This is a genomic window from Sorangium sp. So ce726, assembly GCF_051521405.1.
Classification (GTDB): Bacteria; Myxococcota_A; Polyangia; order Polyangiales; family Polyangiaceae; genus Sorangium.
Map to the genome: position 1 here is coordinate 11452396 of NZ_CP150349.1, position 23418 is coordinate 11475813.

The 23418-nt window shown below is 69.5% G+C and carries 15 protein-coding genes; 11 read left to right on the top strand and 4 right to left on the bottom strand.

Features of this window, described 5'->3' with window-relative positions; all coding sequences use genetic code 11:
• Positions 1-13 precede the first annotated feature (13 nt).
• The gene (locus WME79_RS42715; RefSeq protein ID WP_437527266.1) at positions 14-1537 is read right to left on the bottom strand and encodes an MFS transporter; all 1524 of its coding nucleotides are present in this window, start codon (positions 1535-1537) and stop codon (positions 14-16) included.
• A 511-nt stretch (positions 1538-2048) separates the two neighbouring features.
• Between WME79_RS42715 and WME79_RS42720 the strand changes: the two genes are divergently transcribed.
• The 5 genes from WME79_RS42720 to WME79_RS42740 all read left to right on the top strand — a co-directional run bounded on the left by WME79_RS42720 (position 2049) and on the right by WME79_RS42740 (position 8680).
• Positions 2049-3143, top strand: coding sequence for a tyrosine recombinase XerC (locus WME79_RS42720; protein ID WP_437540048.1), 1095 nt, complete (start codon positions 2049-2051; stop codon positions 3141-3143).
• The gene (locus WME79_RS42725; RefSeq protein WP_437527268.1) at positions 3140-5443 is read left to right on the top strand and encodes a sulfatase-like hydrolase/transferase; all 2304 of its coding nucleotides are present in this window, start codon (positions 3140-3142) and stop codon (positions 5441-5443) included. The genes WME79_RS42720 and WME79_RS42725 overlap by 4 nt, the downstream gene beginning before the upstream one ends.
• Positions 5444-5679: 236 nt before the next feature.
• Complete coding sequence (locus tag WME79_RS42730) at positions 5680-6105, top strand: MarR family winged helix-turn-helix transcriptional regulator (protein WP_437527271.1); 426 nt, start codon at positions 5680-5682, stop codon at positions 6103-6105.
• Between the two features lie 53 nt (positions 6106-6158).
• Positions 6159-7133: a hypothetical protein gene (locus WME79_RS42735; protein WP_437527274.1), complete on the top strand. Its 975-nt coding sequence runs from the start codon at positions 6159-6161 to the stop codon at positions 7131-7133.
• Between the two features lie 11 nt (positions 7134-7144).
• Positions 7145-8680, top strand: a complete 1536-nt coding sequence (locus tag WME79_RS42740; RefSeq protein WP_437527277.1) for an Eco57I restriction-modification methylase domain-containing protein — start codon at positions 7145-7147, stop codon at positions 8678-8680.
• A gap of 17 nt (positions 8681-8697) precedes the next feature.
• On the opposite strand, the gene WME79_RS42745 is transcribed toward WME79_RS42740, so the two are convergent.
• Positions 8698-10002, bottom strand: a complete 1305-nt coding sequence (locus WME79_RS42745) for a formylglycine-generating enzyme family protein (protein ID WP_437527280.1) — start codon at positions 10000-10002, stop codon at positions 8698-8700.
• A gap of 253 nt (positions 10003-10255) precedes the next feature.
• Between WME79_RS42745 and WME79_RS42750 the strand changes: the two genes are divergently transcribed.
• The 5 genes from WME79_RS42750 (at position 10256) to WME79_RS42770 (ending at position 20577) form a co-directional block, all read left to right on the top strand.
• Positions 10256-11341 carry an ATP-binding protein gene (locus tag WME79_RS42750; RefSeq protein WP_437527283.1) on the top strand — a complete coding sequence of 362 codons (1086 nt, stop codon included), beginning with the start codon at positions 10256-10258 and terminating at the stop codon, positions 11339-11341.
• Between the two features lie 9 nt (positions 11342-11350).
• Positions 11351-13795, top strand: coding sequence for a DUF5682 family protein (locus WME79_RS42755; RefSeq protein ID WP_437527286.1), 2445 nt, complete (start codon positions 11351-11353; stop codon positions 13793-13795).
• Positions 13796-13875: 80 nt separating this feature from the next.
• The gene (locus WME79_RS42760; protein ID WP_437527289.1) at positions 13876-15543 is read left to right on the top strand and encodes a VPA1262 family N-terminal domain-containing protein; all 1668 of its coding nucleotides are present in this window, start codon (positions 13876-13878) and stop codon (positions 15541-15543) included.
• Positions 15540-18974, top strand: a complete 3435-nt coding sequence (locus WME79_RS42765) for an ATP-binding protein (RefSeq protein WP_437527292.1) — start codon at positions 15540-15542, stop codon at positions 18972-18974. The genes WME79_RS42760 and WME79_RS42765 overlap by 4 nt, the downstream gene beginning before the upstream one ends.
• The gene (locus WME79_RS42770; protein ID WP_437527295.1) at positions 18964-20577 is read left to right on the top strand and encodes a hypothetical protein; all 1614 of its coding nucleotides are present in this window, start codon (positions 18964-18966) and stop codon (positions 20575-20577) included. The genes WME79_RS42765 and WME79_RS42770 overlap by 11 nt, the downstream gene beginning before the upstream one ends.
• A gap of 91 nt (positions 20578-20668) precedes the next feature.
• Here the strand turns inward: WME79_RS42770 and WME79_RS42775 are convergent, their stop codons facing one another.
• Positions 20669-21394, bottom strand: coding sequence for a hypothetical protein (locus WME79_RS42775; RefSeq protein WP_437527298.1), 726 nt, complete (start codon positions 21392-21394; stop codon positions 20669-20671).
• Between the two features lie 636 nt (positions 21395-22030).
• On the opposite strand from WME79_RS42775, the gene WME79_RS42780 reads away from it, so the two are divergent.
• Positions 22031-22270 carry a hypothetical protein gene (locus WME79_RS42780; protein ID WP_437527300.1) on the top strand — a complete coding sequence of 80 codons (240 nt, stop codon included), beginning with the start codon at positions 22031-22033 and terminating at the stop codon, positions 22268-22270.
• A 47-nt stretch (positions 22271-22317) separates the two neighbouring features.
• Here the strand turns inward: WME79_RS42780 and WME79_RS42785 are convergent, their stop codons facing one another.
• Positions 22318-23268 carry a LysR family transcriptional regulator gene (locus WME79_RS42785; RefSeq protein ID WP_437527303.1) on the bottom strand — a complete coding sequence of 317 codons (951 nt, stop codon included), beginning with the start codon at positions 23266-23268 and terminating at the stop codon, positions 22318-22320.
• Positions 23269-23418: the final 150 nt, after the last annotated feature.

The following is a 23418-nucleotide window of genomic DNA, read 5'->3' on the forward strand; positions in this document are numbered from 1 at the left end:
GCGCCGCCGCGCCCTACACGTCGAGGTCCTTCCACCGCCTCGAGCGCTGGGAGAAGATCAGCATCCCCACGAGCGAAACGACCCCTATCGCCGCGAACGAATACCAGATCTCGTAAGGCCTGTAGGTGTCCCAGAGCAGGCGCGTCGCCTCGGCGGCGTCGATGTGCAGCGTCTCCTGCAGCGTCCTGAAGGCCTGCTGGCGCGACACCCCGAGGAGCTCCGAGAGCGACGCCACATCGCCGTCCCAGGCCTTCCCCTTGGCGAAGTCGGTCTTCTCGGCGAGGTAGCGCAGGGCCAGCGTGGCCTTCTCGCCCCGGGTCCCATAAAGGATCCCGGCCAGCTGCGCGCCGATCGCAGGGCCGATCGCCGCCGGGATGTTGACGTAGCCGAGGAAGAGCGCCTTCTTTCCCTTCGGCGCGATGAGCGAGAAATATTCGCTCTTCTTCGGGCCGGTCAGCATTTCACCGATGGAGAAGAGCAGGATGCCCAGGAAGAGGACGTAGAGCGACGTCGTGGTCCCTGAGACGAGGATGCCGAAAATGGCGACGAGGATGCCCAGCGTCATCGCCGAGAGCACCTTCATCCTCGCCACCAGGTACGAGAAGGGCACGAGGAGCAGGACGATGCACACCTGATTCACGTTGAGCACGTTCTCCTGCTTGAGCTGGACCCCGCGCGGATCCTTGATATCGAGCCACGACGTCGGGAGCCAGGAGTTGTTCTGCACGAACGAGGTGCTGCTGATCCAGTCCGTGTAGAAGTTCGGCATCAGGTCCCAGAGCTGGTACATCATCAGCCAGAACCCCGAGAGCAGCAGGATCACGGTGATGAGCCGCGCGTCCCAGATGTTCTTGATCGTGTCCTTGAAGACCTTCCACGCATCGGAGGTCTTGTCAGCGCCGGAGTCGACCTCCTTGTACGTGAGCAGCATCAGGAAGTTCAGGGAGATGATGGCGGCGCATCCATAGAAGACCCACGACCAGCTCTTGCCGTGGAGGTAGCCGGCGAGCGGCGGGCCGATCGCAGCGCCCACGTTCACGAGCCAGTAGAAAAGGCCCCAGCCAACCGACGAGTTCGACTTGTCCATCGACTGGGCCAGGGTGCCCTGGATCCCGGGCTTGAAGAGGGCCGTGCCCGTCGCGAGGATGACCACGCCGAGCAGAAAGCCGGTGAAGCTCCGCTGCGTCGCCATCAGCAGATAACCGATGATCTTCAGCCACACCGTGATGAAGATCGTGCGCTTGTAGCCGTACCGGTCGGCGTAACCGCCGGAGACCATCGGGAGCAGCGACTGGATGAGGGCCCAGACCATGTAAATGGTGCCCTTGTCCTGCTGGCTGAAGTGGAGCCCTCCAGGTTCGTCGGCCTGGGCGATGTAGATCGGCATGACGACGCGCACGCCGTAGTAAGCCAGCCGTTCCCACATTTCCATGGTGCAGCCCATCCAGAAGGAGCGCGGCAGGCCTTTCAGGGTCTGAGCAAAGGAAAGCTTCGGCGGCGCCTCGACGGCCGGCTCGCTCACGGCTGCGGTGGTCATTTCATGCTCCTCGTGCGCCCGGGCCCCGGGCAAGCCCTCGTACCACACCGAGAGCGGCATACACATCGAGATCACAAGCACGTCCCGCCGCGGTCCGTCACGGGCAACTACGATTGAGCGGCTCCTCCGCTGCGAGCGAGCAGGCGTCGGTCTCACGCGCGTCGAGACAGCCGGTCTTCACCGCCTTGCTCGGCACTCCGATTCACGCTTCGACAGCGCAGATCATCGATCATCCTGGACAGCAGAACCGGGAGCGCGCGGCGCTCGCGCCATGTCGCCCACCGGGTGGGTGGTTCGCTCGTGATCCGTGAGGGGCGTCTTTTTATCTGGGCATGGCGCGACGCGCCCTGCGACCTCCACCTGCCGCGGGACCTGGCGACCGCGGTCCCCTCCGGCCAGCCCCCGCCTCCCCTGCCGCGCCGCGCAGCGGCGCCGGTCGACCGGCGCCCCACCTCGGCCGCCGGCGAGTCTTTGCCTGCGGTGCCGTCCTGGTGGTAGGGCAAACCCCGTGATGCACGCGCGGCGGAGCGGCGATCGATCCGGCGGGACCACACTGGAGCAGGCGATCGCGCGTTTCCTGACCTACCTTACGGCCGAGCGGCGGGCCTCGCGCCACACCGTCGATGCGTACCGGCGCGACCTCGAGCAGCTCGCGCGCTTCGCCCGCGAGAAGGCGGCCGCGAACGCCGATCACCGCCCTGCGCGAGCGCGCAGCAAGGCCCCGGCCACCGGCAAGGCCCTGGCCACCGGCAAGGCCCCGGCCACCGGCGAGCTCCCGGCCACCGGCGAGGCCCCCTCTCCGGACGAGGCTCCGGCCGTGGATGGCCTCGACGTGCTCCTCCTGCGCAGCTGGCTGGGCTCGCTCGCGCGCACCCACGCGCCCGCCTCGATCGCGCGCAAGGTGGGCGCCGCCCGCGCCCTGCTCCGCTACCTGGAGCGGCGCGGCGAGGTCGACAAGAACGCGGCGGCCCAGCTCGCCCTGCCCAAGGTCCGGCGCCCGCTGCCCACCTTCCTGGACGTCGACGCCGCCGCCGAGGTCATGGAGATCCCCGGGGCCGAGACGGCCGAGGGGCTCCGCGACCGCGCCATGCTGGAGACCCTCTACGGCGCAGGCCTGCGCGTCTCCGAGCTCTGCGGGCTCGACCTCACCCACGTCGACCGCCACCCGGCCGACAGGGCCGCGGTGCGCGTCGTCGGCAAGGGCAACAAGGAGCGGATCGTCCCGCTCGGCTCCCACGCCCTCGCGGCGATCGAGCGCTACCTCGAGCGGCGCGACGAGCTCGCCGACCCGACCACCGGCGCCCGCGACCCCCGCGCCCTCTTCCTGTCCCGCCGCGGCGCGCGCATCGGCGTGCGCCGCGTCCAGGCGCTCGTCCAGCGCTACGGCGCGCTCGGCGCCGGCCGGGCCGACCTGCACCCGCACGCGCTCCGGCACACCTGCGCGACCCACCTGCTGGACGGCGGCGCCGACCTCCGGGCCATCCAGAAGCTGCTCGGGCACGCCTCGCTCGCCACCACGCAGCGGTACACGCACGTCTCGATCGACCACCTGCTCAAGGTCTACGACGCCGCTCACCCCATGGCGCGGAAGCGGAGCCCGGCGTGAAGCGAGCCTCGAGCTCGCCGGGCCCCGCGGTCCCGACGCTGGCCCGCGCGTGGGCGGGGCGGCTCGCCAGGAGCGCGCTCGGCGCCAGCGTCTTCGGCGTCGTGGCCGCGTCGCTCGACGCCGGGTGGGCCACGGCGGGCGCCGGCGACGACGCCACCTTCCAGCTCGCCACCTACCTCGCCGACATCGGGGTGTTCGCGCCCGTCGCGCTCGTCGTCGGCCTGCTCGCGGGCGCCTCCGCGATCGTGGTCGACCCGTCGAGCCCGCCGTCGCCGGCCACGCTCGTGGGCGCGCTGCGGGTGCGGGCGATCGGCCGGCCCGCCGACATCGCGGCGTTCGTGCCGCTCGCGGTGCTCGCGGCCTTCCTCTGGATGACCCTGTGCGCCCACCTCGCCCGCGCCCTGCTCGGCCTCGAGGCCGCGCCCCTCCTGGTCGGCACCGCCGTCGCCGCGGGCGCGCTCGGCCTCGGCCTCATCGCGGGCCTCGCCGTCCTCGCCCTCACGCCGCCGCTCAGGCGCGCGCTCGCCAACGCCAGCGACGGCCGCCCCGCCTGCGTCGATCCGGCGGTCACCGGCGGCGTCGCGCTCGCGATCGCCGCGGCCCTGTTCGCGTTCGGGGTCGCCACGGGCGGCGTCTCGGGCGAGGGCGGCTTCCTCGGCATCTACGGCATCTTCAAGCGCCCCGAGCTCGACCTGCGCGCCCCGGCGCTCCTGCTGGTCGTCGCGCTCGCCGCCTTCCTCGCGCCGGTCGCGGTCCGGACGGTGCGCGCGCCGGTCGCGCTCCTCGCCGCGCTCCTGCCGCTCGCGCTCACCACGCGCGCCGCCTCCGCGCTCAACGAGGAGCCCGCGGTGGCGCAGGCGATCGAGCGCGGCGCGCCCGTCGGGGGCAAGAGCCTCGCGGTCCTGCGCCGCCTCGCCGATCGCGACGGCGACCGCGCGGCCGCCCTCTTCGGCGGCGGGGACTGCGACGACCGCGACGCGCGCGTCCACCCGCTGGCCGAGGAGATCCTCGACAACGGCATCGACGACGACTGCTCCGGCGGCGATCTGACGTCCGCGGCGCTCGCCGCGCTCGCCCCAGCCCCCAAGGCGCCCCCGCGCGCCGACTCACCCGCCGCGCGCCTGCCGGCGGACCTGAACGTCGTCCTCGTCACCATCGACACGCTCCGCTGGGACCTCGGCTACGCGGGCAACCAGCGGCCCGTGTCGCCGAACCTCGACGGCCTCGCGGCCCGCTCCACGGTGTTCGAGCGCGCGTACTCGCTCGCGTCCTACACGGGCAAGAGCGTCGGCCCGATGCTCATCGGCAAGTACGGGAGCGAGACCCACAGGAACTGGGGGCATTTCAACAAGTTCAGCGAGGAGGATACGTTCGTCGCCGAGCGCCTGAAGCGCGCCGGGGTGCGCACGATGAGCGTGCACGGGCACCGCTACTTCGGCAGCTTCGGCGGGCTCGATCGCGGCTTCGACGTGGTGGACATGTCCGCGGCGCCGCCGGAGGGCGCGCCCTGGGACGTCGACAACAAGGCGACGAGCGCCGCGCTGACCGACGCCGCGCTGCGGCTGATCGGGTCGACCGAGAACACGGGCGGGCGCTTCTTCCTGTGGATCCACTACCTCGACCCTCACGCCGACTACCTCCGGCACGACGACGCGGCGGGCTTCGGCGCGGCCTCGCAGCGGGATCTCTACGACGGCGAGGTGGCCTTCACGGATCGGCACATCGGCCGGCTGCTCGACGCGATCGCGGCGGCGCCCTTCGGCGGGCGCACGGCGATCGTCGTGACGAGCGATCACGGCGAGGCGTTCGGCGAGCACAAGATGTTCCGCCACGGCTTCGAGCTCTGGGAGGAGCTCGTGCGGGTGCCGCTGGTCGTCCACGTGCCGGGCGCGGCGCCGTCCCGGGTCTCGGCGCGGCGCAGCCTGATCGATCTCGCGCCGACGCTGCTCGATCTGATGCGGGTGCCCGGGCCTGCCGAGGGCGCGGCCGCGAGCGACTTCCTGTCGGGCGCGTCGCTCTTGCCCGACGTGTTCCTCGCCCCGGGCGAGCAGGCCCAGGCGCGCGACGTGCTGATCGACATGCCGGCAGGGCCGTACAACGACGCGCGGCGGTCGTTCCTCCGCGGCGACATGAAGCTGACGATCTCGGGCGGCGCCCGGTTCGAGCTCTACGACCTGGCGAGCGACCCGGAGGAGCGGAAGAACCTCTGGGGCACGCCGGCGGCGAAGGAGATCGAGCCGTACTACGCGGCGGCGCGGGCGCGCCTCCGCGAGGTCCACGTGACCGGCGCCCGCAAGTGACCGGCGCCCGCACGTGACCGCCGCCCGCACGTAACGGCTGCCCGGGCGGCGACCGCCGCGTGAAGCGACCGGCCTGCGCCGCTGACCGCCTGTGCGGCTGACCGCCCGCGCCGGTCGGTGGCCGGCCGCGCGGCGCGCCTGCCCGCCCTCCGCGACGGACGGACCCGCGCTGGTGATCGCGCGATCGTGCCGGCAACTACTTGCGCATAAGCAACTAATGCGTAATAGATAATATTGTGAGCAAGCAAAAGGTCCTGGGCTCGCCGCTCGAGCGGTTCACGCGGATGATGTTCTCGCGCATCATCGCGGGGCTCGCGCGCGCGCTGCACGAGGAGGACTTCAGCGTGGCGCAGGTGGCCGCGCTGCACCTCATCGATCAGGAGGGCCCGGTGCGCGTCACCGCCCTCGCCACGTCGCTCGGGCTCTCGGCCTCGGCCGGGAGCCGGCTCGTCGATGGCCTGGTGCAGCGGGGGCTCCTGGCGCGGCAGGAGGATCCCGAGGACCGCCGCGCGAAGACGCTCGCGCTCACGCCGCTCGGCCGCCGCTTCGTCGACCAGGCGAGCGCGGAGCGGGTCCGGGTGATCATGGAAACGGCCAGGTCGCTGCCGCCGGAGATCTCGGCGGCGATCCTGTCAGCGATCCGCGCGTTCCAGCGAGAGTGAGCCCATTCGCGGGACATCTCGCGTGAAACCCCTTGTCGGAAGAGGAGGTCAGCATGGATATCGTCGTGTTTCTGTCGCATGAGATCCCGGCCGCGCTCGGCGCGCTCCGGGAAGTGGCCCTGGCCGATGGCGCGCTCGCGCGCTTCCACCCGGAGCAGCGCGCCGTCCTGGAGGAGCTCGCGGCCCTGCACGGGGCCCGCGCCGACGTCGAAGCGCTGCCGCGCGTCGCGCCCGAGGCGGTGGCCAGCGCGATCCCGGATCCGCACCGGCGCAAGCGGCTGGTGCAGCTCGCGCTCGTGACCGCGATGGCGGACGGCGAGGTGACGGCGGCCGAGGTGGATGCGGTCGAAGCGCTCGCCCGGGCGCTCGGCGTGCGCGAGGGGGGGGTGGGCGTGCTCCGCCTCGTGGCGCGCGGTCACAGGGGGCTCGCCAAGGCCGCCGTGCGGCGCCGGATCTTCGGCGCGTTCGCCGGCGAGGTCCTGAGGAAAGAGGGCCTGGCCGGCGTGCGCCGGCTCCTCGGGCCCTTCTTCCGCGCGGGCGTCGAGGATCGCTCGCGGGCGCTCCGCTACAAGCAGCTCGGGCTCCTGCCCGAGGGCACGTTCGGCCGGGTGTTCTGGGAGCACTGCACCGCGCGCGGCTTCCTGTTCCCCGGCGAGAGCCGGGACGCGATCCCGGAGCGCATGGTGTTCCACGATCTCGGCCATGTGCTCGCGGAGTACGACACCGATCCTGCGGGCGAGATCCAGGCCGGCTCCTTCCAGGCGGGGTTCATCCGGCGCGACGGGTTCGCCTTCCTGCTCTTCGTGATCCTGCAGTTCCACCTCGGGATCCAGATCACGCCCGTCGCCGCGCCGCAGATCGGGCTCTTCGAGGCGCGCAAGGTGCTGCGCGCGGTGGCGCGCGGCGCGGCCTGCAACGTCGATCTGAGCGATCGCTGGAACTTCTGGGACGTCGTTCACCTGCCGCTCGCCGAGGTGCGCGAGCGCTTCGGGATACCGCCGCTCGCCGCGAGGGCGGCGCTGCGGTAACCACGTCATCGATGAGCCGGGCAGCGAGACGCGAGGCAGTCGCCCTGCCGCCGCTCCTCGACCGCGTCGACCTCCACCGCATCGAGGCCGCGCGGGCGCTCGATCCCCGCACGCGGTCCGAGCTGGGTCAGTTCCTCACGCCGCCGCCGGTGGCGTCGTTCATGGCGTCGCTGTTCGAGCGGTCCTGCGAGGAGATCCGCGTGCTGGACGCCGGCGCCGGTGTGGGCAGCCTCCTCGCCGCGTTCACGGCCAGCGCATGCGCCCGCCGGATGCGCCCGAGCGCGATCCGCGCGACTGGCTTCGAGATCGACCCGCGGCTCGCAGCGTACCTGCGCCGGACGGCGCGCGCGTGTCGCGACGAGTGCGCCGGCGCCGGGATCGACTTCGCTGCCCGCATCATCGAGGCCGACTTCATCCGGTCAGCCGTCGAGCGGCTCGACGGCGGCCAGCCTCGCCCGGGCATGCCGCGCTCGTTCACGCACGCGATCCTGAATCCCCCCTACAAGAAGCTCAACTCGGACACCGAGGCCAGGGCGGCGCTGCGGCGCGTGGGCCTCGAGACCAGCAACCTGTACACGGCCTTTCTTGGTCTCGCGATCCTCCTTCTGGAGCCGGGCGGGGAGCTCGTCGCGATCACCCCTCGGAGCTTCTGCAATGGCCCTTACTTTCGACCGTTCCGGGAGCTGTTCTTCCGAGAGATGTCGCTGCGAAGGGTGCACGTCTTCGAATCGCGCAAGGCGGCGTTCGCGGAGGACGAGGTCCTTCAAGAGAACGTCATTCTTCATGCCGTCAGGGGCGGCCGGTGCGGGTCCGTCACCATCTCGTCGTCGCGCGGTCCCGAGGGCGAGCTGCTGTCCGTCCGGTCTGTGCCATTCGAACACGTCGTCCGGCCTGGAGATCCCGAGCTGTTCGTCCACGTGGTGCCGGACGACGCCGGGGAGAAGGTCGCTGCCGCATTCGCGCGCATGCCATCCCGCTTGGCGGACTTGAATGTGGGCGTCTCGACGGGAAAGGTCGTCGACTTCCGAGCGCGCGAGTTCTTGCGGCAGGAGCCCGACAGAGACACCGGTCCGCTGATCTACCCGACGCACCTCGCGTCGGGCGTCGTTCGCTGGCCCAAACGCGGGAAGAAGCCGAACGCCCTCGTGGACGCCCCGGGGACCGCCAATCTATGGATGCCCAGCGGGAACTACGTGCTCGTCAAGCGCTTCTCGTCGAAGGAGGAGCGGCGGCGGGTCGTCGCCGCCCTCTTCACACCCGCGAGCGCGCCGGGAGACAGGATCGGGTTCGAGAACCATCTCAACGTGCTCCATCGAAACGGCAAGGGGCTGCCGGCCGTGATGGCGCGGGGCCTGGCTGCCTTCTTGAACTCGACCCTCGTGGATACGCACGTTCGACAGTTCAACGGTCACACACAGGTCAACGCGACCGACTTGAGGAACCTCAGGGTTCCGACCGTCGAGCAGATCGAGCAGCTCGGGCGGCGGGCGCCTGATCCCGGCCTTTCACAGGATGAGCTCGATCACCTTGTCGACGACGTGCTGTGATGGCGTGAGGGCAGATTTCACTCGGCAGGTGGCGGCGTCCTCGCGCAGCGGACCCCGCTCCAGGAGTAGCGACCCGGGCTTCGGTAGATACCCTGACTGGCCGCCTGCAGAACGAGCTCGCCCTCCCGATAGTTCCCGCCGTGGGTCTGCAAGTAGAAGCCCTCCGAGGGCCGCTCGAGGATGATACAGTCGACGCACGGTACCGGGAGCGTGACCGAGAGCGTGCCCGACCAGTCCCGTGTAAACTCCTCCATGCCTCCGCTCAGGTCCTGCTGTCCCCATCGCCCTGCTCCCGCCGGCCTAGATCCGACAGGGAGGATGTCGCTCAGCGCGCACTCCTGCGCGGGGCTCCCGTCCGCGATGCAACCATAGCTCGCACGGCTCGGGTCGATCCCCTGGCCCCAGGGGTATACCCGATGCTCGTCGCCGCCGGATGCCGCGTAGTTCAGCTCCGTGATTGTCGGGAGGCGCCCTCCATCCCACACGCAGAACGCGAAGGCCTCTGCCCATGTGATGCAGTTCATCGGCAGGTCCTCGTTCGGCCCGACCTCATCGGTCCACGTCGACACCTCCGGGTCCGCGTAGCAGCGCAGCACGGCCTCCTTGAGCGCCGCGGTGTCCTCCTCGAACCAGTGGTTCCAGTCGGCAGACCAGCCGCTCCCCGGGACCTCCGGGTGCTGCCCCGCGCCTTCCTCGGGTGCGCTCGCCCGCGTCCCCTGGCCGGCCTCGACGAACGCACGAAACCGCCCCACCGTCACCTCATACGTGTCCAGGAGAAAGCTGCTCACCGTCGCCGGATAGGAGTCATCGATATAATTCACACCATCGAAGTGCCGATTGAACGTGCCACCCGGAACGAGCCTGCTGTCACAGCAGCTGATGCCCTCGGGTCCGCACAGCGGCTCCTTCGCCAGCCCCCCCGAGCCGCAGCTCCGCGGCCCAGCCGGCGCCCCGGCGCCCGCTCCGCTCCCGCCGCCGCCGGCTGCACCGTCGCCAGCACCACCGCCGCCCACCGCGGTGTCGCCCGGTTCGTCCCCACCAGCACCACCGCCGCCCGCCGCGCCATCGCCGCCAGTCGCACCGCCGCCGCCCGCCGCGCCATCGCCGCCAGTCGCACCGCCGCCGCCCACCGCGCCATTGCCACCGGTCGCACCGCCGCCGCCCGGTTCGTCCCCGCCAGGCCCACCGCCGCCCGCACCGCCGCCTCCCCCCTTGCCGGGAGGGTCCTGGTTCGCACAGGCAGCCACGCAACCACCGGCGACAACAGCCGCTGCGATGACCCCGAACCACGCGCCTCGTCCACGGCTCTTGCTCGTCATCATCCGCCGCCTCTCCTCTCGTGCCGATCCCCTGCCCATGCGCCTCGGTTGCGCGTCTTCCGTGCGTCTTCCGTGCAAGCGGCGCCGCTTCGAGGGCAGGATCCGGCGCGAGGCGACACAGCGTCAAGCCACGCTCATGAACAAGCAGCTTCTCGTCTCCCGGCGCGCTCCACCCGTACTCCCGGAGATCGCATCCGCTCGCGCCCCTCTCTTTCCCTCTCTCCGCCCCGTTCTGCGGTAACCTCCTGCGCCACCCATGAGCGACCTCCGCCAGCCCGCCGAGACCAAGTACGAACACGAGCTCGCGGCCCTCGCCGCCCACGACACGGCGCCGAGGCCGCCCGGGTGGCGCCTCTCGCCGAGGGCCGTCGAGACCTACATCCTCGGCAGCGACAAACCCGTCGGCGGCGTCGCGATCACCCCCAAGTACATCGGCGATCGCGCCCTCGTGCAGGTCGCCCTCGCGACCCTCGCCTCCGACCGCGCCCTCATGCTCGTCGGCGAGCCGGGCACCGCCAAGAGCTGGCTCTCCGAGCACCTCTCCGCCGCCATCAGCGGCACGAGCGCCCTCGTCGTCCAGGGCACCGCGGGCACCAGCGAGGAGCACGTCAAATACGGCTGGAACTACGCCCTGCTCCTCGCCGAAGGCCCCTCGCAGAAGGCGCTCGTGCCCTCGCCCATCCTCCGCGCCATGCGCGACGGGCGCTTCGCGCGCTTCGAGGAGATCACCCGCACCTCGTCGGAGATCCAGGACGCGCTCATCTCCATCCTGTCCGAGAAGCAGATCGCCGTCCCCGAGCTCGACCAGGTCGTCCCCGCGCAGCGCGGCTTCAACCTCATCGCCACCGCCAACACCCGCGACCGCGGCGTCAACGAGATGAGCGCCGCGCTCAAGCGCCGCTTCAACTTCATCACCGTCCCCGTCGTCGACGACCTCGAGCAGGAGATCAGCATCGTGCAGAAGCGCGAGGCCGAGCTCCGCGGCGACTACCAGGTCGGCGTCGAGCCGCCCGCCGAGCTCGCCAAGCTGCTCGTCACGCTCTTCCAGGAGCTCCGCGCCGGCGTCACCAAGGACGGCAAGACCAAGGTGAAGACCCCGGGCTCCGTCCTGTCGACCGCGGAGGCCATCAGCGTGCTCTTCAACAGCGGCATCCTCGCGCAGCACTTCGGCACCGGGAAGGTGACCGCCGACGACCTCTCCCGCTCGCTGCTCGGCGCCGTGAGCAAGGAGGGCGGCGACGACCTCAAGGCCGTCCGCGAGTACTGCGAGACGGTGGCCAAGGGGCGCGCAGGGCTCTGGAAGGAGTTCTACGCCTCCGCCAAGAAGCGCCTCGCGATCTGAAGGGACCCGATGGACCTCGACCGGCTCGCCGCCGTCCACCTCTTTCCGGTGCGCCACCACTCGCCGCGCTCCAGCGCGACGCTGCGCGCCTACCTCGACGAGGTGCGCCCGAAGGCGATCTTCGTCGAGGGCCCGAGCGACGCCACCTCGCTCCTCGAGGCGCTCGTCGACCCGAAGACCGTCCCGCCCGTGGCGATCCTCGGCTACCGCACCGACGGGGAGCCCGCGTCGTCGCTGTGGCCGTTCGCCGCCTACTCGCCCGAGTACGTCGCGGTGAAATGGGCCTTCGAGCACGGCGTGCGCGTCGAGCTCATCGACATCCCCGTCGGCACGACGCTCGCGCCGTTCGACGGCGCCCTGGTCGGCCACGACGACGCCGACGATCCGGGCGGCCACGAGCGTGAGATCGACGAGGACCGCGGCGAGCAAGGTGAACACGGAGGACACGGCGAGCACGCGGACGACGGCGGCGCAGGGGACGGCGGCGACGGCGAGCCAGCCAGCGCGGAGGGGGAGCAGGAGAGCATCTATGCGGCGTGCGCGCGCGCCCGGGGCTTCCGCTCGTTCGAGGAGTTCTGGGAGGCCTCGTTCGAGGCGCCCCGCTACGATCCCGGGCCGTTCCGCGAGGCCCTGCTCGCGTACGCGGACCTCGTGCGCAGCGACGGGGACCGGCTGATCCACCGGGCGCGCGACGCCTACATGGCGCGGAGCATCCTCGAGCGCATGGGGCCGGACCTCGCCCCGCACGAGGTCGCGGCCGTGCTCGGCGCGGCGCACGCGGCGGCGTTCGCGGCGCGCGACGTCGATCCGGCGCTGGAGGCGCGGCTGCCGGCGCCGATCCCGTGCGCCGTGACGCTCATCCCGTTCAGCTTTCCGCGGCTCTCCGAGCAGCTCGGGTACGGCGCGGGCAACCGGGCGCCGCAGTATTACCAGCGCGCGCACGACGCGGGCGGCGACTTCCGGCGCGCCACCCTCGAGGTGCTGATCGACTTCACCGAGCACCTCCGCCTCCGCGGCTTCATGGCCTCGCTCGCCGACACCATCGAGGCCTTCCGACTCGCGGTCTCGCTCGCCGAGCTCCGCGGCAAGGCGGAGCCCGGCCTCGACGAGGTGCGCGAGGCGACGATCGCCACGATGTGCCGGGGCGACGCCACGCACGTCGACGGCTTCCTCTGGCCGGCCGTCATCGGGCGCAACGTGGGCCGCGTCGGGGGCGGCATCGGGAAGAACTCGCTCCAGGAGGAGTTCTGGCGCGAGGTGCGCGAGCGCAGGCTCCCCGCCACCGACGCGCCCGAGTCGTTCCGGCTGTCGCTCACGAACGAGGTCGAGGTCGGGACGAGCGTGCTCCTGCACCGGCTCCGCATCGCGAAGATCCCCTACGCGGCGTACGCCGGCACCCGGGCGGCCGGGCGGGGCGGCGCGGGCGCTCGCGGGCAGCGGCGCGGCCAGGCGGCGAGCGAGGTGCCGCCGGACGAGCTGCTCCGGCAGCTGAGCGAGACGTGGGAGGCGCAGTGGACGCCGGCGACCGACGTGGCGCTTGTCGAGAAGATCGTCCTCGGCGACACGCTGGAGCAGGTGGCGACGCGGCTGCTCGAGGAGGACCTCGCGGCGTGCCACACGACCGGCGAGGCCGCCGACGTGCTGCTGAACGCCGTGCTCGCGTCGAGCGCCCGCGCGGCGGCCTCGGCGCTCGACGCGTGCGACAGGTTCGCCGCGGGCGACAGCGATCTGCCGTCGCTCGCCCGGGCGTGCCGCGCCTTCGCGGGGCTCGCGTCGTTCGGGTCGTCGCGCTCGCTGTCGTCGCTCGGCGACGGGGTGATCGCGACGATGCTGGAGAAGACGTACGCACGCGCGGTCCTGCGCGTCCACGGCGGCTGCACGGGCAGCGACGAGGCGGTCGCCCCGGCCAAGGAGGCGCTGCGCACGCTGCACGACGTGGCGCTGTCGCAGCCGATCGTCGATCGCGCCGCGTGGTTCGAGGCGGCGCGGGCGCTCGTGGACAGCGACGCGGTGAACCCCACGGCGTCGGGCCTCGCGTGCGGGCTGCTCTACCTGGCGCAGGTCATCGACGACGCCGAGGTGGCGCGGATCGTCGGCCTGCGGCTCGGGAGCGCGGCCCCGCCCGAGGCGGCAGCGTCGTTCCTGGCCGGCTTCCTCGAGGTGAACGCGCTGGTGCTCGTGAAGAGCCGCCCCGTGGTCGAGGCGCTCGACACGTTCCTCGGGGGCATCCCCCCCGAGCGCTTCAAGGACACGCTCCCGGTCCTGCGGCGCGCGTTCGCGGCGCTCGGCGCGACCGAGCGGCGGTACCTGCTCGAGAACGTGCTCGCGTCGCGGAAGCTCGGGGACAAGGCGCGCGCGGCGCAGGCGGTGCTCCTGGAGAAGGACCGCGAGAAGCTGAAGGAGATGAGCGAGGACCTGTCGCAGGCCATGGACGACCTGGACGACCTGCTCTGACGCTGGGCCGTGACCGCGGCGCGCCCCCGCGCCGCCCTTGTTGCGCGGCCGACCGCCACCGGCTCATGATGCAAGCGGATATGGCAATCCAGGAAGTGACCGCCCAGCCGTCCCATCCGCTCGCGACGCTCGAGAGCGACTACAGCCACGCGGTCGTTCACCTCGCGTGGGACCTGCATAAACGAACGAAGGAACGGGTGCTGCTATTCGGGCTGGTCGAGCTCCTCCCTGCGGAAGTGCCGCCGCCCGCCGACGACGGCGAGCAGGTCCGTGAGCTCAGAAAGAGCGAACGCCGAGTGTACGTGCGCCACACCGTGATGCCGGCCGGACGAGCACTGGAGTGGTATCTTCGCTGCCGACGCGGGGACGCGGTGCTACCGACGGACGATGGAACGCTTCCGGCCCCAGGCGACGAGCAAGCACGACGACTGCGGCTGCTCGATCTCGGGGAAGAGCCCCCATGGCCGAGCCTTGCGCTTGCAGTGGAGCAACAACAGGAAGCGCCTTTCGTCCCCACGTGGCACGGGCAGCCACGTATGCACCACATGATTCCCTTGATCGACTTGGACTTGAAGACGCTCTGGCCACGTGAAAACGAGTGCCGCAACGCGGTCGAGTTCCTGTCGGAGCGGCTTCACTTCGATTTGGACGACTACCCGGAATTCTGGGGCTCGGTGCACCTCCTAGCACCCAACCCACTCTTCAGAAAGATGGAGGGAAGACGGCTGCCCACGAGCACGGAGCACATCGGCCAGATGCTCTACCGCTTGCACCCACGGGCGGGAAAGGACCTTACTGGCCTGGAGCTCGCCATCGACGAGCAGCGGGCCTCGGGGGAGTGCTCCACGACGAGGGTCACCCTCGAGGGTCCTCTCATCCGCGTAAAGTTCAGACATAAAATCGGACGATTTCGAGAGGGAATTCGCGATCCGCTTCGCGGCCTACTTCATACGCGACACACCGTCGTCCTGGCTGGCCTAACGGGAAGACTCTCTATCGGCGAAAACCGCAAGCGTGTTGTCCCGGTGCCCGCGACACCCCGGCGGGCCGCCGACGACTATGAAGTTGCGACGCGCAGGACCGAAGGCCGCATCATCAAGGTCGGCTCGACACGGGAGCCGCATGTCCCAATCGCCGAATCGCGCATTTGGGCAGCGCAGCGCGCACATAAGGCTCAGGATGCAGCCCGAGACCTGCGCGAGAGGTGGTTCGACGATGACGTCCAGGAGGCGACGGAGATCCTCCGGAGCCTCCTCAATGAGGCGAGGCGGGAGGTCCTCATCGTCGACCCCTACTTCGCCCGTCCAGAGCTGGTCCGATTTGCGTTGGCCGTAGGACAGATCGATGTACCCGTATCCATCCTCACATCCGCCAAGGGACTCCAGGCGATAGACACCTCCTCGAGCGACACGGAGCAGGGGGACGCACTCCACGCCGAGCTCCAGAACCTTGCAGCTCAGAAGGAGATCAACACTTTCAACATCCGCGTTATGCCCGGTAAACGCCCCGCCATCCACGATCGCTTTCTCTTGGTGGACGACCGCATTTGGCTCCTGGGTTCCTCCTTCAATGAGTTCGCATCGCGCGGCACCATGTTCGTCTCCCTCTCGCACCCGGAGCTCTTGCGAGACAAGCTCCATCAAGCCTGGAGCAACGCGGAGGAACTCGCACCGTGGCTGCGGGAGAGACACGCATCTCGAACGGTGAAACCCCAAGGTTGCTCATGGCCACAGGAGGGATGCTCATGAGCGCCCCGCGGCTCGACAAGGCGACAGCACAGCAACGAGGTCGCGCAAAAAGGGGCGAACGTGTCGCCATGGTCATGCGCGCCGCCATGGATCTCTCGTCAGGCCCCGTGGACGTCGCGGCGTTGCTACACGTGTACCATGACAGCGAAGGATTACCCCTTGACGCGCTCATGGCATTCCAAGACGCGTTCGTCGAAGGTGTACTGGCCCACCCGGCGCGGCACCGCGCATGGATTGAAGCCCTGCAGTCTGCCATCACGACGTGCACCACCACCGCGCACGCGCTCCCAGACGAGCGCCTGGATTCACGCGATCAAGAGGAGCTCGAAGCTGAGGCTCGGCACTGGCAGCATGCGCGTGATCCATTCTTCGTGTGGGAAGCTCGAAGGTACGACGGCCCCCTCAAAGATGCTGCGGGGTTCGAGCTCGATGTCCTCTTGCGGCTCGATCGAAAGGCCTGGCTCGAGGCGCTCGACGCGCTGCCATGGCCCAGCTTGATGAGGAACACCGTCTGCCAGTCGCACATCGCCTCAAATAGGGAGCTCCTCATAGAGCTCATCCGAGCCGCTCCGCCCGTGTTTGACGAGGAGGGTCGATGGACCCGCAGCGTGGCCCTGCTGCTCGTGGCGGAGCTTCTCCGAATGCACGCCGATTTCCTCGGCGATCAGGGCACGCAAACCCAATGGTTGCGCGAGGCGTATGGCCTGCTCCTCACCCGCCCAGATGGCGCGACGATCGCGTGCGGGATGCTCGCCGATTTGTCGGCGCAGCATCTGAGCGACGTCACGAGACAACCCCAAGGCGATGAGTCCACCTCCAATGTCGCGTTGGAGACGCTGGTGGAAAGTTTAGTACACAGCGGCGTCCGGGTAGCTTTCCTTCATCGCTTCTGGAAAGAACGCGAGGCGATGACGCAGCGCGAAGTCCGTGATGGCTCGGCCCGACGTTCGGTGCGTGCCCGCTCCTTCAAGAAGCCTGCGCACATCGGCGAGGGCTGTCGGCAGCTCGGCTACGAGGCCTTTCCCCTGCTCTACGGGTCTGCCCGCGTGCTGGACGCTGCTGGTGCTCCCCACGAAGAGCTGGAACGATACTGGGCGTGGCTCGTCGAGATCCTCGACGGTCGCGCCCCCGGCCTCTCGACCGCAGCGATCTGGTCGCATCGGCCTCAGGCCGTGCAGCCGCTCGCTCGGCTCCTCGCGCGCCTCCCCGCCCCGGCCACGGCGTGGCGCACGGCCTACGCGCGCCTCGAACCGCAACGACGTCGGAGCCAGTTCCTCGTCCGTTACGAGGACCATGACAGCGACGAGCCAAGTCTCGTCCTGGTGCGCATCGGCCTGTATGCCTGCGCGTTCCTCAGGGCCGTCGAGGCCGCCGCGCAGCCCGGAGAAGACGTCAACGCGTTCTTCTGGACTGTCTACGATGCAGTTCGACGCCTGTGGTTGACTGCGGCCGTCGATCCTTCCGACTCAAGAAAAGAGCTCGTGGCGACGTGCTTCGCATTCATGCCCACCGTCTTCGGGGACGCCTTGAAAGATGCGTTGAAGCGCGCCGCTCCCCCGATCGCCACCGAGCCGTGGCTCGTCTGCTTGGCAGCGCACCACCTCACGCAGAACGGCGTTGAACCACGCCGGGTCGCCGAATTCCTCGCTGCTGCGGGAGCCGATTTGGTGTGCGGCCTCCAGGAGGTCTTCACGTGGGCCTCCCTTACCGGGGTGAAGGACGATTTCCTCCCGGCATTCAAGACGCTCGCGGGCGCTATCGATCTGACACTGCCCGACGAGGTGCCCGAGACCGCCGAGCAACGGCACGCGCGCCACGAAGCACTGTTCGTCCAGCGAGTCCCTTGGGGCAAGGAGATGCTCAACCGCCTGCAGAGAGACGGCTGCACACCGGTCAGGATTGAGCCTTTGAACGAGCTCAGCACCACATGGCTCATCCAGGCACGCGCGTCGGCACAGCTCCGCGAAACGTTCGCGCTAGCGCCCGAGCTACGGATCCTGGCAGCCACCGGGGGCTTCGACGGTCGAGACATCCTCCGGGCGGCGGAGTATCCTGCGGGTTCCAGCGAGATTGATCCCGATCTGCTGCTCATCGCAACCGAGCGCAGGGACCTCACCGAGCGCCTCCTGTTTCTTCCCGGTCCTTGGGGGCAGCGGATCCCCTGGGTTCCCGTGGAGAATGTGCTTCCACCACTCATCGAGTCGATCCGCCTCCATGCGCGCGACTTCGACCTTTTTAGCCGCGTCGATCCCGTCCACGGGCGCGCCTTGATGGGCCGTGAGGATGAGATCTCGCGCCTCTCGTCGCGCCTCCTCCGCGGTGACGCAGTGGGCCTCTTCGGGCTGAGCAAGGTCGGAAAATCCTCGCTCCTTCAGGCCGTGGCGGAGCGCTTCGATCCCGTCGGTGCCCCGCAGGCGCTCATTCACTTCACGCCCGCGCTCGAGGACGGTGCGCTGGTTCAGGCGCTGGTGGTCGCGCTGGACGTGCAGAACATCGCCGATGTGCAGCATCCCGCAGGACAAGGGCTCGACAAGCTGCTCTTCGTCATGGTCGAGCAGTTGCGCGATCGGCTCCTCCGGGCAGCCCCCCACGCTGTCTTGCCCGAGCGTCAGACCGAGCTGCTGGACGACTTCGAGCGCCTGCTCCAGCTCGCGCTCGCCATCCAGCCTCTGCCTATCTGCTTCATTCTTGATGAATGCGATCTGCTCTTCGAGGACCACCTCGGCGAGCACGGCATATGGCGCATCGAGAAGCTCTTCGAGCGGCTACGTCGAATCGCGCAGCACACTCAGCGCGTCTCACTTGCCTTGGTCGGGCGAGACCCAGGACCGCTCCTGCGCTCCGACCGCGGAACGGCAGACAACCCCTTGCGCTCCTACTGCGAGATCTCCTGGCTGGGCCCGCTCCGACGCGACGAGAGCGACGATCTCCTCACGCGCCTCTGCCTCCGGGTAGGTCTCACCGTCGGGTCGATGACGAAGGAAGCCGCTTGGGCGTCAACCGGCGGGTTCCCGGTGCTACTGCGGCAGTACGGCTCGGCCCTGCTCGAAGCGGTGAAGCGCGATCAGCCTGATAGCCAGCACGTCGTACACACGGATGTTCTCTGCGCCGAAGCCGCGATGTTGGTTCGACAGCGCGCTCTGGTGCTCGAGGCCGGACGCGAGATTCGCACCTTGCTGGCGAGATCTTCGCCGCCGGCGCTGGTGCTCTTTCAGGAGCTCACCGCACCAAGCACCAAGGATCCGGGCAAGGTCGTCGCGGCACACGACGGCTGGGAGGGAAGCGCGGCGAAGCATCTCCAGCGCTATGGCCTGCTGACCGGCAGCGCAGAGATGCCTCGGATCCCGGAAGCGCTCCGACCGCGTGGCGCGCACGCGCCGCCAGTGCGCACGCGTGCGGTGCAGCGGCGGAGGGCGCGCCATGGCGCATGAGCACAACCCCTATCGCCTGGGTGAAGACATTGAAGTCGTCGTGCCGCGCACCGACCTGCTGCGCGAGGTACGGCAGGAGCTGATGTCGGGAGGAGGGCTTGGATACCTGCTCGGCAGCTGGGGCGTGGGTAAGAGCGTCTTCCTCGCCCAGCTGCACAAACAGCTCCAAGGTATCCCGGGCGTCCAGTCGCTCTTTTTCCGCGAGCCACCGATGTTCAGGACCATCGATGCGCTCTGCCGGAAGCTGGTGGATGAGCTTCTTGTGGATGTCCCCGTCGAACAAGGCAGGCTCGAGCCTCTGCGCCAAGATCTCTATCGGCTCGCCGAGCCTCTCAAGGTTATCGAGAGATACCAGAATGACGTGAAGTCCGATCCGCATGTGCTCGTCCTGCTTTACGATGAGCTGAATGACTACGTTGATCCGTCAGGCTTCGGGCGAGAGTGGTTCAAGCGGATCGAGAGCGCCAGAAAGGCTCGTTCCGCCCGCCTCAAGGTCTTCGCCACGGGAGGCCTAGGGGTCTTCGACATAGGGGAATCGCTGGCCTCTCCCTTCCTCTCACGCGCGCGCCGGTTCATCATGCCGGCGTTCACGCGGGACGAGTTACGGGCGCTATCTTCACCTCTCTGGGAGAGAATGGGTGTCATGGTCGACGACGAGATCATCGATCATCTCCTGCTGCACTCGGGAGGGAACGCCTACCTCGCACAGTACGGTCTCCACGAGCTATGGGAGCGAAACTCCGTTCGCGTCGAGGACGTCGTCGAGATCTATGGCTCCTTCAGAGAGAGGCGGCCGGATTTCGTACGCCGCTTCCGGCGAGCGATCGCGGACGTGAGGCTGTCGCGCCTGCCCATGAGGTTCTGGGACGTCATCTTACGAGGCGGCGGGAAGCTCCGCCGACGAAAGGTGGACGAAATATTTGCAACGGAGGAGAACCCGCTTCAGTTCGAGATCCTGGACATCCTCCATCTGCTCCAGTCCGCAGGCCTAATCCAGGTCCTGTCGGCCGCCGATGCCGATCCCATCCTCGTCACAACGATCCCCAGCATCCTCAACTTTGAGCCCCGGCGCGCCCGCAAGAGCAAGCCGACGCTCCGGAAGCAGCTCATCACCGACCTGCTCGACATCCTCGTCGTGGTGCGCTCCATGGGGCTCGACATGTTCAGGCAAGGCGGCGAGCTCGTGCAGGAGAAGCTGTTCTCTGCGCTCATCACATCGAACCTGATTTCCCGGGGGTGGAAGGCCGTACGCGAGGACAGGCGCAGTACGGGATTCGCCGACGTCAGAGCGACGCACGACGATTTCCCATCCGAGCATGCCATCATCGAAGTCAAGCGCTGGGCTCGTGATTTCAGGATTCACCAACAAGTATTGGACTACAAAGACGACTCCACGACCGCGCTAGCGGCGGTGATGATCAGCAAAGCGCGAAATGGCGACTGGCGAGAACAGTACAAGGAGCGATGTCTCACGAAAGAATGCCAGGTGAGAGACAGCGAGTGGATCGAGTGCAAAGGGCCGCTCCGTGGCTACTATCGCGCTAGATCGATCGAAGGCCCCGAGGTCGACCACTTCCTGCTCCAGCTGCCGCGGCGTCGTTGAGCTCTCCTGCTTCCATGGCCACCTGTGTACAAGTACATCGCTACGGGCGCGCGCCGGGGCCGTCTGGCCGGGCCAGCGGGGCTCGCTCGGCTCACTCCTCCCGGCCGGCCCGCGACCAGCCGCCGACGTTGAGGTCCGGGTGCTGCGCCAGGAAACTCTGCATGCCGGGCGGCGGGGACGCCCACGCCGCGAGGCGCTCCGGCGCCTTCTTGGTGGGCACCACCGCCGAGCGCGTGTAGGAGCTCCACGTGCCGTCGCCGCAGGCATAGCACGCAGCGCGCGCTAGCTTCGCGGTCACCCGTAGCGCCCCCCGCGCGTCGAAGGTCGGCGCGATCTGCACGAGTTCCGGCGCATTCTCCTCTTGCCGGGCAGCCTCCGGCTCGGCCTCGTCCTCGTCGAGGAGCGCCTCGGCCTCGCCCTGCAGCGCCGGCACGCCGGACACCTCGGCGAGCAGGTCGACCATCGCGCCCTTGTCGGCGTCCCACACCGTGAACGCCGCGCCCATGAAGCCGTGCGCGCCGCACGCGTCGTTGTACGTCCGCTCCTCGATGAACAGGTACGGCCCGACGCTCCCGATCGCCTCCGCCTCGTGCTGCATCACGTTGCTCCCGTCCGCGTCCGGCGGCGCGATCACCAGCTGGCGCACCCCCGTCCCGCGCAGCACGAGCTCCGCGCGGCTCGCGGTCCCCTCGCCCGGCTCGCGCGTCTCCCCGGGCCCGAAGTCGCAGGCCGAGGTCTCCACCTTCACCTCACGCACCTCCCAGCGCCACTCCCCTCGGCCGGTCGCCACGACGATCCCGGGCTCCTCGCGGATCACCGCGCCACCCTCGCTGAGGTGCCATGTCCTCGGCGGCCCATCGCCCGTGCGTCCCCAGACCAAGAGCGCCCCGCCGAGCGCGGCGTCCTCAGCGCCCTTGGACTCGGACGAACGCGGGGCAGGCGGGGGCGGAACCTCGAGGGCAACGGGAAGGGCCGACTGCGGGCGGGCGGCGCAGCCGGAGATCAGCGCAAGCAAAGCGATCGATGTGGCGAGTCGGGGGCGCGGCATGCCGGCCCGAAACAGCACGGCGCGTGCCGCAGAGCGCTGTCAGGAAAGGCCGCGCCGCGCAGGGGGCGGGTGTCTCCGCAGGCCCACACCGCGTGGCAGCCAGGAACCATCATGGCCCTTCAGAGGGCAGGATGGGTCGGGCACGTCGCCACGAAGGCGCTCTCGCCCCGGTCAATGGCTCGCCGGGCGAGGACAATCTGCGCCCCAGAGCGAGAGCGATCGTGCGTGTGCAGAAACAAGCACGTCGGACCGCGAGAGCACGTAAGCATTAGCGCGCTCTTTGCGGTGCTCCGCCAGCTACCGGAAGACGCGCCGGAGCGCGCCATCGCGCTCGGCCCTCTGCTACGCTTCCGAGCGGCGCTCGTCGAGCCCGGACCGGCGACGCCCGAGGAAGAGGAGTTTGTCATGACCACCCAGGAGCTCGTCGAGCAGTTCATCGAGCAGGGGCGCAAGCAGGGGATGGCGCAGGGGACGATCGAGCTGTACGAAGCGCGGTTCGGCCCCATGCCGCCAGCGCTTCGGTCCGCCGTGGAAGCCATGCGCGACCTGCCGACGCTCCGGAAGTGGCACCTGCTCGCCGGAACCGGGACGCGCGACGAGGTGCATGATGCGATAGCCGCCGATCCGGCTGGGCGCTCGTCCTGAGCTACACCTGGGCCGACAAGCGGCCGCGACCGAAAGCGATAAGCTGCTCACCGCCCTCGCGCAGGGGGCCCACCAGCCTCGCAGAGCTCCGCGACCGGCTCGCACGCGACGGCGCGCTCGATGGCGGCGCGAAGCCAGCTGTGGCCCTCGTCGCCCTCGGAGCGTTCCGGCCAGACGAGCGTCAACGTATAGCCCCTGGCCTCGAGCGGACACGGCCGCACCACGAGATCGAGCTGTCGGGCCAGCGCCTCGGCGACCCGCGCGGACACGGTGAGCAGCAGGTCAGAGCCAGAGAGGATGAACGGAGCGACGAGGAAATGCGATACGGTCAGGGTCACCCGCCGGCGCAGCCCCCGCGCTGCCAGCTCATGATCGATGATGTTGTGGTCCTCTCCGTGCGGCGAGATCATGAGGTGCTCGCAGGCAGCGTAGCGCGCCGCCGTGAGCGCCTTCCGAGAGGCCGGGTGGCCCCGCCGCATCACGCAGACGAGCTGCTCGGCTGCAAGCAGCGTGGACCGGCATCCGTCGGGCACTGGCCCGCCGCGCCCGAGCTTGGCGTCGAGCTCGCCGCGGCGCAGGAGCTCGGCGAAATCCGGCGGGATGTTGCGGCACCGCAGGTTGACGTGCGGCGCCTCGGCGGCGAGGATCTTGGTCAACGGCGGGAGCACGAGCAGCTCCAGGTTGTCGGTCGCGACGAGCCGAAACGTGCGGGTCGAGCGCCTCGGGTCGAACCGCTCGGCCTGACCGAAGACCTGCTCGAGCCGCTCGACAGCCTCGGCTGTTCTCGGCAAAAGGTCCCGCCCACGCTCGCTCAACGTCATCTGCCTGCCCACCTGGACGAGCAACGGATCCCCGAAATGGGCGCGCAGCCGTGAAAGCGCGTGGCTCATCGAGGGCTGCGTCACGCCGACCCGGCGCGCAGCGCGCGTGACGCTCCTCTCCTGAAGCAGAGCGTGCAAGGCCACGACAAGGTGGGTGTCCACCGACTGCAGGCGCATGGTCGATGGATACCACGCCGACCCATAGACATCACCTATGCGTTGGCGCGCCTACCATCGATTCGACGATCGCTCCGCCGGCGCGTATCTCTGGTCTCCGGGTGGCACGTGCCGCCGCACAGCGCCCCCAGGCCCCCCAACCCAGGAAGC

Bases quoted from the DNA above. Each gene is read 5' to 3' on its own strand.
- WME79_RS42735 (WP_437527274.1), top strand. From the start codon at position 6,159: ATGGATATCGTCGTGTTTCTGTCGCATGAGATCCCGGCCGCGCTCGGC.
- WME79_RS42755 (WP_437527286.1), top strand. From the start codon at position 11,351: ATGGACCTCGACCGGCTCGCCGCCGTCCACCTCTTTCCGGTGCGCCAC.
- WME79_RS42720 (WP_437540048.1), top strand. From the start codon at position 2,049: ATGCACGCGCGGCGGAGCGGCGATCGATCCGGCGGGACCACACTGGAG.
- WME79_RS42745 (WP_437527280.1), bottom strand. From the start codon at position 10,002: ATGATGACGAGCAAGAGCCGTGGACGAGGCGCGTGGTTCGGGGTCATC.
- WME79_RS42715 (WP_437527266.1), bottom strand. From the start codon at position 1,537: ATGACCACCGCAGCCGTGAGCGAGCCGGCCGTCGAGGCGCCGCCGAAG.
- WME79_RS42785 (WP_437527303.1), bottom strand. From the start codon at position 23,268: ATGCGCCTGCAGTCGGTGGACACCCACCTTGTCGTGGCCTTGCACGCT.
- WME79_RS42750 (WP_437527283.1), top strand. From the start codon at position 10,256: ATGAGCGACCTCCGCCAGCCCGCCGAGACCAAGTACGAACACGAGCTC.
- WME79_RS42780 (WP_437527300.1), top strand. From the start codon at position 22,031: ATGACCACCCAGGAGCTCGTCGAGCAGTTCATCGAGCAGGGGCGCAAG.
- WME79_RS42765 (WP_437527292.1), top strand. From the start codon at position 15,540: ATGAGCGCCCCGCGGCTCGACAAGGCGACAGCACAGCAACGAGGTCGC.
- WME79_RS42740 (WP_437527277.1), top strand. From the start codon at position 7,145: ATGAGCCGGGCAGCGAGACGCGAGGCAGTCGCCCTGCCGCCGCTCCTC.
- WME79_RS42760 (WP_437527289.1), top strand. From the start codon at position 13,876: ATGGCAATCCAGGAAGTGACCGCCCAGCCGTCCCATCCGCTCGCGACG.
- WME79_RS42770 (WP_437527295.1), top strand. From the start codon at position 18,964: ATGGCGCATGAGCACAACCCCTATCGCCTGGGTGAAGACATTGAAGTC.